The sequence below is a fragment of the Pseudomonas sp. GZD-209 genome, from assembly GCF_049310485.1.
In the GTDB taxonomy this organism is placed as follows: domain Bacteria; phylum Pseudomonadota; class Gammaproteobacteria; order Pseudomonadales; family Pseudomonadaceae; genus Aquipseudomonas; species Aquipseudomonas sichuanensis.
The window spans coordinates 1-12,867 of sequence record NZ_JBMOWQ010000252.1; the positions used below are offsets into that span (position 1 = coordinate 1).

Below are 12,867 nucleotides of genomic sequence, written 5' to 3' on the forward strand. Positions count from 1 at the left end.
GCGGGCTTGCCCCGCGATGGAGTGCGAAACGCTCCTGTACTCGATATCGAATAGTGTCAAAGACGCCGCGAATTCAGGCTTTGCTGCCGCGTTGCTGCAGATCGCGGGGCAAGCCCGCTCCCACAACGATGGATGACCATACTTTTCGTACAGAGCCTAAGGCATTAACGCTCAACAGTGATGTCAGCAGCTCAATGCCCGCTTGGGTCGAGTACTGCCGTTCACGACAGAGCGCTTTCGACCCAGAGCGCTCGGTCAGTACTGACGATGGTGATCATCCCGACAGGCGTAAACATGACGTTTGGGTACACGAACGCCACGGAGCCCAATCAAGCCTGACATACACTTTTTTGTAGTCGATAGAGGCCCGGAAACCCCGCATGGAGGTGTTCCGGGCCATTGGAAGCTTGCTTACTCGCCAAAGGCTTCCATAAGCACTTGGACTAACTCGCCGCCTTGCGGGGTTGCCCAGCTGCCTGCCAGTTCGGCGATTAGCTGGTTGGTTGTGGTCAGCGTCACACCGGCCTTATCCATTCGGCGCAAAGCAATGTCATCCGCCATGGCGGTAGGCGAAGCGCCCCCATCGGCGACTACCTGCACTTCATAACCCTCACGGACCAAAGAGAGCGCCGGGTAGACGGTGCACACATCGTTGGTCACACCAGCAATGATCAGCTTCTTGCGGCCTGTCGCCTTCACGGCTGCGGCGAAGTTTTCATCGTCCATTGCATTGACGATTCCCAGTCGCTTGATGCGGCCTGCAAATTCAGTCGGAAGGATCTCTTCCAGTTCGCTCAGCAGCGGGCCTTGGGCATATTCTTCCATGCTGGAAGTCAGTACGACGGGGAGCCTCAGGATGCGTGCGGCTTTGGCCAGCATCAACGCGTTGCGCTTCAGTTCTTCAAAGGGCATGGATTTAGCCCAGCCCATGGTCCCGACTTGGTGATCGATCAGCAGTAGGGCCGCATTGTCAGCATTGAAATTTTCGAATGTCATGGTGATTCTCCTGGCGTCCACGTTGGGGCACTTGCCCCGGTTGTTGGAAAATTGAATCGTTTAACGAGCTTGCAGCGTTCCAAACTCGCCGCGCCGGTAGCTGTCTACTGCTTTGGCCAGCGCGCCCATCGAAGCGAGGGCCATTGGTCCTTGCCAAAAAACCGGTTGATTCAACGGAGTGCCGGAAAACATGACTGCCTTGGCATTTCCGTTTCTTGCTTGGAGCGTGACAACCCGATCTGCGCCCTGAGGAAGATTGACTGGCGCTTTGGGGGCAGTCAGGTTGAAGGCCTCCCCGTCGATGTAGATCTCACCGTCGATTGGCATCACGAACGCCACATGCCCTTGCGGCACCGGAATTTTCACTTCGCTTTCGGCTTCAAGGGCGATGTCCAGAAGCCTTACGTCTGTCGGCAATAACAACGGAGAAGCCAGCCCTTCGAAGTTACCCAGTGGGACTCGAATTTTTGCGCCTGCCAAATAAATCGTAGGGACATCATGAGCCTCCACACTGAAGACAAAGGGCGCATCTGCCTGCTTGTCTTTGGGCAGGTTGATGAAAATTTGCAGCATGTGAACGGTCTTGCCCGGTTCAGCCGGGACCTCTTCGTGAACGACGCCTCCACCCGCCGCCGTCCAGTGCAAACCACCGGGTTGAATCAGGTTGCGATTGCCCAGCGAGTCCCGGTTGTCGATGCCTGTTTCCGAATCCAGAAAAAGGTAGGAGACCGCTGAAAAACCCGCATGTGGATGAGGTGGAAACGTCGGTCCGCTGATCCAGGCATGGTCCACACCCAGGAATGGATCAATAGGTTTCGCATACTGATCTCCACTCAGACTGAACGCCCGAAACTGGCTGCCGTGGTTCATGCGCTGTAAACGTGCGATGGAAAGCATGGTGGCGGTCCTCAGACCCCTTGAGACAGGGTGGGATAATCGATATAGCCTTCTGCGCCCGGGGCGTAGAAAGTGTCCTTGTTTGGAGTATTCAACTCAGCGCCTGTACGGAACCGCTCCGGCAGATCGGGGTTGGCCAGGAAGGCGCTGCCGAACACCGCTGCGTCTGCTTTACCTTCAGCGATCAGCGACTCGGCGCTGTCTTTGGTCTGGCCACTGCCGATCAGGTAGCTACCGTCGAACAGCGGACGCAATGCGGCGTGGTAGTCGAACTTGGCCCCGAACAGCGCCACGTGTAGATAAGCGAGCTTGAGGTCGCGAAGCTGCTTGACCAGACAGGTGTAGGTTTCCTGTGGATTGGCATCGACGATGTCGTTGAAATTCATTTCCGGGGAGATCTTGATGCCAACACGGTCACTGCCCACTTCACTCACCATGGCGGCGAGCACTTCCAGAACGAAGCGAGCACGGTTTTCTACCGAACCACCGTATTGGTCGTTACGCTGGTTGCTGCCAGTGGAGAGAAACTGCTCAGGCAGGTATCCCGAAGCAGCGTGCAATTCAACGCCGTCGAAACCGGCTTCAATCGCCCGACGTGCGGACTGACGGTAGCCTTCAACCACATCGGCAATTTCCGAGACGGTCAGGGCGTGAGGTGTCACGAAATCCTGCAACCCGGTGGCGGTGTAGGTTTGGCCGGCGGCCTTTATTGCAGAGGGGGCTTGCGGCTGTGCGTCGTTAGCCAGCAACGAAGGGTGAGACACGCGTCCGCAATGCATCAGTTGCATGAAGATACGACCGCCGCGAGCGTGGACCGCGTCAGCGACTTTCTTCCAGGCGGCAATCTGCTCCGTGGTTTCAATACCTGGTGTGCGGACATAGCCTTTACCGAGTGAAACGGGGAAGACGCCTTCGCTGATGATCAAACCGGCAGTGGCGCGTTGTGCGTAGTAGGTTGCAACCATGTCGCTGGGCACACCGGCGTCATCGGAGCGCGAGCGGGTCATTGGCGCCATGACGATACGGTTGGACAGGGAGTAGCGGCCTACCTGAACTTCGGAAAAAAGAGAATTCATTACGGTGTTCCTCAGTAGTGATGTGGTTATGATTGGTCAATCCGTATTCGGGATAAATCCAGTAAAATCGAAATGACTAATCCACTAATGGGATAATGCCGTGGAATTTCTCAACGACATGGCGCTGTTTGTCGAGGTGGTGAAGGCGCGGAGTTTCACGCGTGCGGCAGAAACGCTGGGGATACCCAACTCGACCTTGTCCCGGCGAATAAGCGAGCTGGAGAAGGGGATTGGCTTGCGGTTGTTGCACCGCACGACTCGCAAGATCGAGCCCACCGAAGCGGGCCAGTTGTACTTTGAACGCTGCAAACGAATCGTCGATGAAGCCCGTCTGGCGCATGAGCAGCTAGGGGAAATGCTGGCGCGGCCCAGCGGCTTATTGCGCGCCTCGTTACCCGTCGATTTCGCCACTGTCTACCTGGCCCCATTGATTGCGGAGTTCGCCAGGATCTACCCCGGCATCAGTTTTGAGTTCGATCTGAGCCCGCGTCAGGTCGATCTGATCAGTGATCCGGTTGATGTGGTGATTCGGATGGGGGAACCTCCGAACTCGAACCTGATCGCTCGTAAACTCGCAAGCTTACGGCGCGGCCTGTATGCGTCTCCAGGATACTTGGAGGCCTGCGGTGAACCTGAGCACCCCTATGAACTGGTCAACCACGAATGTCTGCGATTGCGTGGAGCAGGTGCCGATCGTTGGACGTTGTCCAACGATGCACATAACGAGCAGGTAGATGTAGGAGGGCGATTCGAACTCAACAGCGTAGGCATGCTGAGACGTTTGGCAACGTTGGACCTGGGCGTGGCGTTGTTGCCAGAGGGTATCGCGGCGCAAGACCTTGCGGACGGGAAACTTCGCAAAGTCCTACCGCAATGGCAGGCATCGCCTGTGTCCGTTTACGCGCTCACTGAAACCCGTTTACTCCCGGCGAAAACCCAAAGGTTTATTGAGTTTCTGCGAAACAGGCTTGAATGCGCGTAGTGTCTCAGAGCGAATGGCCGCTGCGAGCCGTATGCAGACCCTGGCGAGAGTCTGCTTTGGGTCGAAAGCAGCCCGTGACGAGTGTCTACCTCCGACCCGAAGCAGACACTGAATAGGTATAGCCGCCAACAAGCCAGCCACTATCTGTAGGAGCGAGCTTGCCCAGCGAGCAGGGGCGTAGCTCGTGCCAGGCGGGTTCATTTCCAGGGCTGTCCTCTTCGCGGGACAAGCCCTTTCTCATAGAACAAACCCGGCAATTTTGAGGCAGACTCAAGATCCTAGGCTCTGTACGAAAAGTATGGTCATCCATCGTTGTGGGAGCGGGCTTGCCCCGCGATCTGCAGCAACGCGGCAGCAAAGCCTGAATTCGCGGCGTCTTTGACACTATTTGATATCGGCTAGAGGAGCGCTTCGCACTCCATCGCGGGGCAAGCCCGCTCCCACAAAACTCTTCGTACAGAGCCTAGTTCCCCATCACTTCGTCCAGCGCCTGCTCAAGAGTACTGACCGTGCGCTCGATATTATTCAGTTTTTCGAGCCCGAACAGCCCGATTCGGAAGGTCTGGAAGTCGGCCGGTTCGTCACATTGCAACGGCACTCCGGCAGCTATCTGCAGGCCGTGCGCGACAAATTTCTTACCGCTCTTGATATCGGCATCATCGGTGTAGCTCACCACTACGCCCGGGGCCTGGAACCCGGCTGCGGCCACGCTTTTGATGCCTTTGCCGGTCAACATGGCGCGCACCCGATCGCCCAGCGCCCACTGTTCGTCGCGGAGCTTGTCGAAACCGCAGGCTTGCATCTCGTTCATCACGTCGTTGAATCGCGCCAGCGCATCGCTGGGCATGGTCGCATGGTAGGCATGCCCGCCCTGTTCGTAGGCCTGCATGATCTGCAACCACTTTTTCAGGTCGCAGGCAAAGCTGCTGCTTTGCGTGTGCTCAATGCGCTCGAGGGCCAAAGCACTAAGCATCACCAGCGCGCAGCAGGGGGAGGCGCTCCAGCCTTTCTGCGGTGCGCTGATCAGCAGGTCGACGGCGCACTTTTGCATATCGACCCAGAGCGTGCCTGAGGCGATGCAGTCCAGCACGAACAGGCCGCCCACCGCATGCACTGCATCGCCGACGGCCCGCAGATAATCGTCGGGCAGGATGATCCCGGATGAGGTTTCAACGTGGGGGGCGAAGACCATCTGCGGCTTGTGCGTCTCGATGGCCGCCAGCACTTCGTTCAGCGGCGGGGGCGCGTAGGCCGCCTGGCGGCCGGTTTCGACCGGTCGGGCTTTGAGCACCGTGGTGGCCGCCGGGATGTTGCCCATCTCAAGGATCTGGCTCCAGCGATAACTGAACCAGCCGTTGCGGATCACCAGGCATTGCTGGCCGGTGGCGAACTGTCGCGCTACCGATTCCATGCCGAAGGTACCGCTGCCCGGCACTACCGCAACTGCCTGGGCGTTATAGACCTGTTTCAGGGTCTTGGAGATGTTCCTCATCACCCCTTGAAACGTCTGCGACATGTGATTGAGCGAGCGGTCGGTGTAGACCACCGAGTACTCGACCAGCCCCTCGGGATCAATACTGGGATAAAGCTTCGACATGCGGTGACTCCTTTACCAGAGATGTCATTGGTATGGACCCTGTACCGAGCCCTGGCAAATGACAATGTTGACCGGGACTGCAGTCTCGGACTGCTGCCTGCGGGGCTGGACGTTCAAGTTAGCAGCCTGGCAGCTCAGATGCCTGTGGGGGCGGGTTCATCGGAGCGCCGAACCACCGAGCTGTCTTTCTTGTAGCCAGGTGATTGCTCCAGGAAAGCTGCGATCAGCGACGCAACTTGCTGCTGAATAGCATCCCGTGCACGACCGTTCTCGCCATCCCGGCAAATGATGCCATCCCCCGGGACTTCTGCCTCGAGCACGGACTGCGCGCCCGGTTTGCACATCGACATGAAGGTGAAATGGCTGGCATCGCTGATCTCGACGTAACGACTGGAAGCTGCGGGCAGGCGTTTGGCCAGGTTGGCCGACTCCAGTTCAGCGGGAAGTTCACGCGACGGTACGCCCGCTGCGATCACCAGGGCGGGTACCGGCAGGGCGGCCAGGCTTCGATCGGTCAGCCCCCGCGAAAGGCCCAGGTCCAGCGTGACCACGGCGGTGACGCGTTGGTCGCGCCAATCGGCACCCAGCGCAGCCTTGGACTCTGTGGAGCCTGCAGGTTTCATCTGTGCGTAAACGGTGCAACTGGCTAACTCTGGATGGGTGTTGCAGTCCTGTTCGAAGCGCTCTGGGTCGAAGCGCGCCCCGGCGATCTCCAGGGCGGTCCAGCCGCCGAGCGAGTGGCCCACGGCTGCAATTCGGCCATCGGCGACCGCACCGAATTTTTCAGGTTGAGCGATGACCCCATCAATGGTCCGACCCAGATCAAGAGGGCGCTGCCATAACTGCGCCGCTGCTTGCGGGCTGCGGTCATGGGTCGTGCTGCCAGGGTGATTGACTGCGGCGACGATATAGCCTTTGCGAGCCAGGGCGCTGGCCAGCCAGACCTGATTGCGCCAGTTGCCCTGGTAGCCATGGGACAACACCACCAACGGATGTTTACCGCCAGCAGGTGGCGCGTCAGGCATGGCAGACGCACCGACAAACACCGGATTGTCGCCGATCAGTTGCGTGTCGGTGATGGCTTTGCTCGGGTACCAGACCACCATCTCCAGTGCACGGTCATTGTGCGGATCCGTCAGCGTGGAGGCGCTAAAGCCGACGGAGTTGCCGTCGGCCCATACGCTGGTTGTCAGGCAGGCCAGCAACAGTGCGGCGAATGTTGTTTTCAATGTCGTCTCTTCCTTGATCAGACGCGTGCATGGCACTCGAATCCGCCACAGGGCGTATCTACCCTCCAAGGGCGTCGTAGCTAATGCGGTGATCCTCGAAGGTGGACATTAAAGCCCGGATTCGAACCACGTCCAGGCAAAATGCGCTAACCCTTTCAGGCGGGCTGGGCCGCCAGGCTATTGCTGACGTTACGCCCCAGCACCAGCACCGTGACGAACCCGCAGCCCACCAGGGCCGTGGCCAGGCTCAACAGCACCGAGCTGCCCAGCTGGTCGACGATCCGCCCGCCGAAGAACGAGCCCAGCGCGATGATCACCTGGAACATGGCAACGAACAGCGGCATGCCGCGTTCGACATCCTTGGGCGCCACCACGAACATCCAGATGCTGGCGCAAGCCGGGAAGGCGCCGAAGGCGAAGCCCCAGAGCGCGATCAGCATCGCCGCGCCGGTCATGCCGGTAGCGAAGTAGGGGAACAGCGCAGTGCTGATGGCGATCATCAGTGCCACCAGCATCAGCGTGTGGCGCACGCTGCGGTTGGCGGCGAAGCCGGCGAACAGGTTGCCCAGCACCCCGGCCACGCCGTAGAGCAGCAGCAACGAGCCTATGGTCGGCCCATCGAAGCCGGCACTCTGTTTGAAGAACGGCGCGACATAGGTGTACGCGGCAAAGTGCGCCAGGCCGATCAGCAGTACCGCGATCAAGCCCACCCGTGCCTGTGGGTTGATGAACAAGGCCGGCAGGTCGCTGACGCGGATGGCCCGGTCCGGGTTGAGCCGCGGCAGCAGGAAGACCTGCGCCAGCAGCACCGGCACGCCCACCAGCGCGGTGGCCAGGAAAGTCATGCGCCAGCCCATCAGGCCGCTCAGCCAGGTGCCGACGGGCACGCCCAGCACGGTGGCCAGGGTCACACCGACCATGATGATCGAGGTGGCCTGGGCCACGCCCACGCCCTTGGGCGCAAGGCGGCCGCTGAGGGCAATGGCGGTGGCCCAGAAGCCACCGATGCTGATGCCCAGCAGCACACGGCCGAACAGCAGCAGGCTGAAGTCGCTGGCGTAGGCCACGACGGCGTTGGCGATGATCATGACCAGGGTCAGGCCGATCAGCAGGTAGCGGCGGTCCAGGGCGCCGATGCCCACCGACAGCAAGGGAGCGGCGAGGGCGGCCATGATGCCGGGCAGGGTCACCATCAGGCCGGCCTGGCCGGCGCTGATGCCCAGGTCGCTGGCGACATCGTTGAGTACGCCCACCGGGAGAAACTCGCTGGTCACCAGGGCGAAGGCGCCCACGGCGACCGAAAGAATCGCCAGCCACTGCTGGCTGACGCTCTGTTGATCATGTTCGGGAAGGCCCTGAGGGGCCTGGCTGGCGCTTGGCATGGTGTTGGGTTCCAAGAGGGAAGGTCGCCTGAAGGCAGGCGCGGGAAGCGGGGAGGCAATTGGGAGGCGATTATAAGAGCCGGTTTTGCCCAGCCGACAGGCGGGGCCTTCGATAGTAATCATCAGTGCAATCGATAAGACATGCCGGGGCGCCGTACGCGACCGGGCAATGAGTTGCTATGCTGCCGGCCTCATCGGCAACGACAAGGACGTTTGGAGATGACTGCAACCCTGCGTCAGGCTTCGCCTGGTGATATCGAGCTGCTGTTCGATATCCGTACCAGCGTGAAACAGAATCACCTCTCCCGTGAACAACTGCATGCCATGGGCATCACGGCGGCCACACTCGCCGACGCCATCGACAGTAGCCCCTGCGCCTGGATTGCCGAATGGTGCCGGGAGCCTGCCGGGTTTGTCATGGTCGATCACGAAGAAGGGGAGGTGTTCGCCCTGTTCGTGCGCCCCCAGCACGAAGGCAAGGGCTTGGGGCGCTTGCTGTTGCAGCGGGCGGAACAAGAGCTGTTCCAGCGCCACGAGCGGATCCACCTGACTACCGACGGCAATGAAGTCATTCGGGCGAATGGCTTCTACCGGCGATTGGGGTGGACCTGCGTCGAGGCGGTCGATGACCGGGATGTGCGCTATGAGAAGCGTCGCATAGAGGCCGGGGTGGGAATGGAAATTCGCCTGACGACGAAGCAGGATTGGCAGCGCTTGAAGGAGGTGCGGCTTGCCGCGCTTCTGGACAGCCCCACAGCCTTTGGCGTGAGTTACCTGGCCGCCGCCCGCTACAGTGATGAACATTGGCAGCAACGTGCCTCATCGACGGGTACGGCGTTCTGGTTGGCCGTCCTTGGCGAGGCGCCGCTGGGGATGGTCGGGGCTGCGGTCAGTGACTCCGGGCGCTTCAACCTGATTGGCATGTGGGTCGAGCCTGCGGCAAGGGGCAGTGGCGTTGCGGCCCGCCTGGTCGAGGCGGTCAAGGCCCGGGCGCTGGAGCGTGGTCATGACCGTGTTTTCCTCGATGTCGCGCCGGAGAATGCCCGGGCGGTGGGGTTCTATTTGAGGCAGGGCTTTGTCTTCCTCGACGAATGGGAAGCGCTGGAGAGTCATCCGCAGATCAAGGTGCAGACAATGGTCTGGATTGCCGGGTGATGATGCAGGGCTCTGCCTCGGTGAGCACAAAGCCCGACTTGGTCATATGGCGTATTGCGCTACCCCATGGCCGAACGACCAGTTCTCCTTGCGCACCTCGACCAGGTTGATGAACACATCCTCCAGGCGCACCCCCGCCTGCTGGTTGAGCCCTTCGGCAATGGCCAGATACAGCGCCTTCTTCTGCTCGACGGTGCGCCCTTCGCTGAGGGTGATCTGGATGAACACCTGGCCGTCCGAGCGCTGGATGCCCAGGTACTGCGGGTCGTTCACCAGGCGGTCAGTGTCGTGCTCGGTCAAGACCTGGAAGTTGTCGTGGTCGGGCACATTGATCGTGCTTTTCATGGCGGCATAGACGACTTGGCCGATCCTTGGCAGGTGGCTGGCGTCGGGGTTTCGCTTGATGTCGATACGAACCAGGGGCATGAGCGACTCCTTGGCGGGTGGGCAGGCTGTACAGCAGCGTAGACAGGATCGCGCCGATTCACCTGCAGGATAAGCGGCCGTGCCTGCTGTATGATGCGCGCCCGCTAACGGAGCAGCCCATGGCCAAAGACATCGACAACCCCTGCGTCTCGCTGTGCCAGCTCAACAGCGAGCTGTGCGTGAGCTGTGGCCGTACCCGCGAAGAAATCCGCAAATGGCGCGGCATGAAGCGCCCGGAAAAGATGGCGACGGTGCAGCGCGCCGCCACCCGGATGAAGGCCATCGTCAAGAAAAACGCCAAACGCCAGGCAAACGAATAGCGCCGCGTTCAGAAGCTTTCCAGGCCTGCCTCGATGCCGGCCTGCTGCGCCAGTTCGATCATGCTGTCGACCTGGTCGGCCGCGACGATGCAGCCCACATACTCGTCGCCGCCGGTGTCCAGTTGCAGGAAGCGTTTGCCCTGGCCCGCCAGCCAATGGTCAAAGCCGCTCAGCACCAGGGCCATGGTCTGTGTGCCGTTGTGTTCATAGGCATAGTCCTCGGTCACACCGCTGGCCTTGACCAGGTGAGGGGCCAGGTACTCGAAGCTGTCGAAACCGTTCCAGTCCACGGCCAGCAGCGCCCGCTGTTCAAGCGGCAAGGCCTTGTCCGGGGCCAGCAGGGCGAGGCTCAACGCGCTGGCCGGCTCCTCGCCCTGGCCGTAGATGCGTAGCACCCGCCTGACCAGCCGGGCGCGTTCCTGCTCGGGCAGGTGCGACAGCAGGGCTTGGGTGAAGGCTTTGAGGCCTGGGCGGTAGGGGTGCAGCTCGCGCATGATCGCGGCGTCGCTGAGCGTCGGTTCATCCGGTGGCGGCTGGGTGAAACGGCCGCCGAACAAACGGTCGAAAAGTCCCATTCTGTGTCCTGTGCGCTCCATTGACGGGCTAAGCAGAGCATAGCCTTAGGAACAATCGTTGCTGTGCTGTCCATCCTTATTCGGCAAGCACATCCGAAAGCATCAACCAAGGGGCTTTGCAGTCTAGGTGGGCGTGTTGCTGCTTGCTCGGCACGAAGGGCGTGTCCAGGGTGCCCAGCGCCACCGATATCCAGTCGCTGAACGGGCCCTGGCTGCGCGACCAGAACAGGCTTGTGCCGCAGTGTGCGCAGAACTGGCGCAGCACGTCGGTGGAGGAGGGGTAGGCTTTGAGCGCCTCGGCACCGCAGTGCAGACGCCACGCACTGCGTGGCACGCTGGCGTAGGTGGCGAAGGCCGCGCCATGGCCTTTGCGGCATTGGCTGCAATGGCAATGGGTCACCGCTTTGGGCCGGGCGAGCAGCTCATAGTGGATCGCCGCGCACAGGCAACTGCCCTGGTAGGTTTCGCTCATTGCGGGTTCCCGGCCAGTGCCTGGTTGACCGTCAGCCAGCCATTCACCGCCGCTTCCCCGGCCTCGGCAAACACCCGCTCCAGCAGCTTCACCTGCTCGCGGCGCAGGGCCTGTTCCAGGCGCGCGCCTTCTTCGGTCAGTTGCAGCAGGCGCATGCGCTTGTCTGCCTCGGACGGCAGGCTGTCCACCAGACGCATTTCCATCAACTGGCGCAGCGGCATGTTCAACGCCTGCTTGCTCACCCCGAGCACGGCCAGCAGTTCCTTGACGCTCAGGTTCGGGTAGCGGGCGATGAAAAACACGATTCGCTGGTGCACCCGGCCCAGGCCCCGGCGTTCGAGCATTTCGTCAGCCTTGGCGGTGAACGCCTGGTAGCCGAAGAAGAACGCCTCCATGGCTTGTTGCTGTGAAGTTGGGTTCTTAAGGTCAAGCATATTGACTTATCCGTGAAGGGCGTCGTAATTTCGGTCAAGCAGTTTGACTTATTTCCTCCACGCCTCGCTACCGGTGATCCCATGGCTTTTTCTGAACGTGTCACGCGCCTAAAGAGTTCCCTGATCCGTGAAATCCTCGCCGCGGCCCAGCGCCCCGAGGTGATGTCGTTCGCCGGCGGTTTGCCGGCCGAGGCCATGCTGCCTAAGGTGGAGTGGGATGAAATGCCGGTCGCCATGGGCCAGTACGGCATGAGCGAGGGCGAGCCGGCCCTGCGCGAGGCCTTGGCGGCCGAGGCGCGGGCGTTGGGTATCGATTGCCAGGCCAGCCAGGTGCTGGTGGTCAGCGGCTCGCAGCAGGCGCTGGACCTGGCGGCCAAGCTGTACCTGGACAAGGGCACCGAGGTACTGCTGGAAGCCCCGACATACCTGGCCGCGCTGCAGATCTTCCAGCTGTTCGGCGCCGATTGCCTGGCCGTGCCGATGCAAGCCGACGGGCCGGACTTGGCCGCCTTGCGCCAGCGCCTGCAACAGCATCGCCCGGCGTTCATCTACCTGATCCCGACCTTCCAGAACCCGTCCGGCCTGCGCTACAGCGAGGCCAAGCGCGACGCGGTTGCGGCATTGCTGGACGAGTTCGGCGTCACCTTGATCGAAGACGAGCCTTACCGCGAACTGAGCTTCGACGGTGGCAGCGCCACACCCATCGTCAGTCGCCTGCGCAAGGCCAGCTGGATCTACACCGGCACCGTGTCGAAAACCTTGCTGCCGGGGTTGCGGGTCGGCTACTTGATCGCCAGCCCTGATCTATTCCCATACCTGCTGCGGCTCAAGCAGGCCGCCGACCTGCACACCAACCGCGTCGGGCAGTGGCAGGTGCTGCAGTGGTTGGGCAGCGAGCAGCATCAGCAGCACCTGGGGACCCTGCGTGACTACTACCGCGAGCGCCGCGATGCGTTCCAGGCCGCGCTGCAAACGCACTTCGCCGACCTTGCCGACTGGCAACAGCCCGAGGGCGGGCTGTTCTTCTGGCTGACCCTCAAGCAGCCGCTGGATACCCGCACCTTGCTGGCGGCTGCATTGGCGGTGGATGTGGCGTTCATGCCGGGCGAGCCGTTCTTCCCAGAGCCGGACCGGCATCATGGGCATTTGCGGCTGAACTTCAGCCATGTGGCGCCGGGGCAGTTGGAGGAAGGGTTGCGGCGCTTGGCGCAGGTGGTGCGCGAGGGGCAGCGGGCGAGGGCGGCGTGAATCTTCGCTGACGCTATCGGGGGGGGGGGGAAAACCCCGCAGTGAACCCACACGCTCCCTTGGGAGGAGTTTTCCCTC

General features: G+C 61.3%; 14 protein-coding genes and 1 pseudogene. 5 read left to right on the forward strand and 10 right to left on the reverse strand.

Annotated features, from left to right (window positions below; genetic code table 11):
* Positions 1-411: 411 nt before the first annotated feature.
* From ACO6VM_RS24930 to ACO6VM_RS24940, 3 genes are read right to left on the reverse strand one after another with little or no spacing between them, the layout of a single operon-like run.
* Positions 412-996 carry an isochorismatase family protein gene (locus ACO6VM_RS24930; RefSeq protein ID WP_401061013.1) on the reverse strand — a complete coding sequence of 195 codons (585 nt, stop codon included), beginning with the start codon at positions 994-996 and terminating at the stop codon, positions 412-414.
* A 60-nt stretch (positions 997-1,056) separates the two neighbouring features.
* Positions 1,057-1,893, reverse strand: coding sequence for a pirin family protein (locus ACO6VM_RS24935; protein WP_422403948.1), 837 nt, complete (start codon positions 1,891-1,893; stop codon positions 1,057-1,059).
* Positions 1,894-1,904: 11 nt separating this feature from the next.
* Positions 1,905-2,969 (reverse strand): alkene reductase, encoded by a 1,065-nt coding sequence (locus ACO6VM_RS24940; RefSeq protein WP_401061009.1) that lies wholly within the window; start codon positions 2,967-2,969, stop codon positions 1,905-1,907.
* Between the two features lie 100 nt (positions 2,970-3,069).
* Here ACO6VM_RS24940 and ACO6VM_RS24945 point away from each other — a divergent pair, with 100 nt between their 5' ends.
* A complete protein-coding gene (locus tag ACO6VM_RS24945; protein ID WP_401061008.1) occupies positions 3,070-3,951 on the forward strand; it encodes a LysR family transcriptional regulator in 882 nt (293 codons plus the stop codon).
* Between the two features lie 463 nt (positions 3,952-4,414).
* On the opposite strand, the gene ACO6VM_RS24950 is transcribed toward ACO6VM_RS24945, so the two are convergent.
* The 3 genes from ACO6VM_RS24950 to ACO6VM_RS24960 form a co-directional block, all read right to left on the reverse strand.
* Positions 4,415-5,548, reverse strand: a complete 1,134-nt coding sequence (locus ACO6VM_RS24950; RefSeq protein WP_422403949.1) for an aminotransferase class V-fold PLP-dependent enzyme — start codon at positions 5,546-5,548, stop codon at positions 4,415-4,417.
* 134 nt (positions 5,549-5,682) lie between these two features.
* The gene (locus ACO6VM_RS24955; RefSeq protein ID WP_422403950.1) at positions 5,683-6,777 is read right to left on the reverse strand and encodes an alpha/beta hydrolase family protein; all 1,095 of its coding nucleotides are present in this window, start codon (positions 6,775-6,777) and stop codon (positions 5,683-5,685) included.
* A gap of 155 nt (positions 6,778-6,932) precedes the next feature.
* Positions 6,933-8,159 carry an MFS transporter gene (locus ACO6VM_RS24960; RefSeq protein WP_323833580.1) on the reverse strand — a complete coding sequence of 409 codons (1,227 nt, stop codon included), beginning with the start codon at positions 8,157-8,159 and terminating at the stop codon, positions 6,933-6,935.
* A gap of 219 nt (positions 8,160-8,378) precedes the next feature.
* Here ACO6VM_RS24960 and ACO6VM_RS24965 point away from each other — a divergent pair.
* Together ACO6VM_RS24965 and ACO6VM_RS24970 are read left to right on the forward strand one after the other, a co-directional pair.
* A pseudogene (locus ACO6VM_RS24965) lies at positions 8,379-8,816 on the forward strand (GNAT family N-acetyltransferase); the annotation flags it as partial.
* Positions 8,817-8,834: 18 nt separating this feature from the next.
* The gene (locus tag ACO6VM_RS24970; protein WP_422403956.1) at positions 8,835-9,314 is read left to right on the forward strand and encodes a GNAT family N-acetyltransferase; all 480 of its coding nucleotides are present in this window, start codon (positions 8,835-8,837) and stop codon (positions 9,312-9,314) included.
* Positions 9,315-9,356: 42 nt separating this feature from the next.
* Here ACO6VM_RS24970 and ACO6VM_RS24975 read toward each other — a convergent pair whose 3' ends face one another.
* Positions 9,357-9,740 carry a tautomerase family protein gene (locus ACO6VM_RS24975; protein WP_422403951.1) on the reverse strand — a complete coding sequence of 128 codons (384 nt, stop codon included), beginning with the start codon at positions 9,738-9,740 and terminating at the stop codon, positions 9,357-9,359.
* A gap of 119 nt (positions 9,741-9,859) precedes the next feature.
* Between ACO6VM_RS24975 and ACO6VM_RS24980 the strand changes: the two genes are divergently transcribed.
* The gene (locus tag ACO6VM_RS24980) at positions 9,860-10,060 is read left to right on the forward strand and encodes a DUF1289 domain-containing protein (protein WP_110995230.1); all 201 of its coding nucleotides are present in this window, start codon (positions 9,860-9,862) and stop codon (positions 10,058-10,060) included.
* An 8-nt stretch (positions 10,061-10,068) separates the two neighbouring features.
* Here ACO6VM_RS24980 and ACO6VM_RS24985 read toward each other — a convergent pair whose 3' ends face one another.
* The 3 genes from ACO6VM_RS24985 to ACO6VM_RS24995 form a co-directional block, all read right to left on the reverse strand.
* Complete coding sequence (locus ACO6VM_RS24985) at positions 10,069-10,635, reverse strand: DUF6630 family protein (RefSeq protein ID WP_422403952.1); 567 nt, start codon at positions 10,633-10,635, stop codon at positions 10,069-10,071.
* A 76-nt stretch (positions 10,636-10,711) separates the two neighbouring features.
* Positions 10,712-11,107 carry a GFA family protein gene (locus ACO6VM_RS24990; protein WP_422403953.1) on the reverse strand — a complete coding sequence of 132 codons (396 nt, stop codon included), beginning with the start codon at positions 11,105-11,107 and terminating at the stop codon, positions 10,712-10,714.
* Entirely contained in the window at positions 11,104-11,541 is a 438-nt protein-coding gene (locus ACO6VM_RS24995; RefSeq protein WP_422403954.1) for a MarR family transcriptional regulator, read from the reverse strand. Before ACO6VM_RS24995 ends, ACO6VM_RS24990 begins: the two co-directional genes overlap by 4 nt.
* A gap of 81 nt (positions 11,542-11,622) precedes the next feature.
* On the opposite strand from ACO6VM_RS24995, the gene ACO6VM_RS25000 reads away from it, so the two are divergent.
* Complete coding sequence (locus ACO6VM_RS25000; protein WP_422403955.1) at positions 11,623-12,789, forward strand: PLP-dependent aminotransferase family protein; 1,167 nt, start codon at positions 11,623-11,625, stop codon at positions 12,787-12,789.
* Positions 12,790-12,867: the final 78 nt, after the last annotated feature.

Excerpts from the sequence above, each read along its gene's own strand:
- ACO6VM_RS24985 (WP_422403952.1), bottom strand. The coding sequence starts at position 10,635 with ATGGGACTTTTCGACCGTTTGTTCGGCGGCCGTTTCACCCAGCCGCCA.
- ACO6VM_RS24940 (WP_401061009.1), bottom strand. The coding sequence starts at position 2,969 with ATGAATTCTCTTTTTTCCGAAGTTCAGGTAGGCCGCTACTCCCTGTCC.
- ACO6VM_RS24960 (WP_323833580.1), bottom strand. The coding sequence starts at position 8,159 with ATGCCAAGCGCCAGCCAGGCCCCTCAGGGCCTTCCCGAACATGATCAA.
- ACO6VM_RS24935 (WP_422403948.1), bottom strand. The coding sequence starts at position 1,893 with ATGCTTTCCATCGCACGTTTACAGCGCATGAACCACGGCAGCCAGTTT.
- ACO6VM_RS24980 (WP_110995230.1), top strand. The coding sequence starts at position 9,860 with ATGGCCAAAGACATCGACAACCCCTGCGTCTCGCTGTGCCAGCTCAAC.
- ACO6VM_RS24950 (WP_422403949.1), bottom strand. The coding sequence starts at position 5,548 with ATGTCGAAGCTTTATCCCAGTATTGATCCCGAGGGGCTGGTCGAGTAC.
- ACO6VM_RS24990 (WP_422403953.1), bottom strand. The coding sequence starts at position 11,107 with ATGAGCGAAACCTACCAGGGCAGTTGCCTGTGCGCGGCGATCCACTAT.
- ACO6VM_RS24970 (WP_422403956.1), top strand. The coding sequence starts at position 8,835 with ATGGAAATTCGCCTGACGACGAAGCAGGATTGGCAGCGCTTGAAGGAG.
- ACO6VM_RS25000 (WP_422403955.1), top strand. The coding sequence starts at position 11,623 with ATGGCTTTTTCTGAACGTGTCACGCGCCTAAAGAGTTCCCTGATCCGT.
- ACO6VM_RS24975 (WP_422403951.1), bottom strand. The coding sequence starts at position 9,740 with ATGCCCCTGGTTCGTATCGACATCAAGCGAAACCCCGACGCCAGCCAC.
- ACO6VM_RS24995 (WP_422403954.1), bottom strand. The coding sequence starts at position 11,541 with ATGCTTGACCTTAAGAACCCAACTTCACAGCAACAAGCCATGGAGGCG.
- ACO6VM_RS24930 (WP_401061013.1), bottom strand. The coding sequence starts at position 996 with ATGACATTCGAAAATTTCAATGCTGACAATGCGGCCCTACTGCTGATC.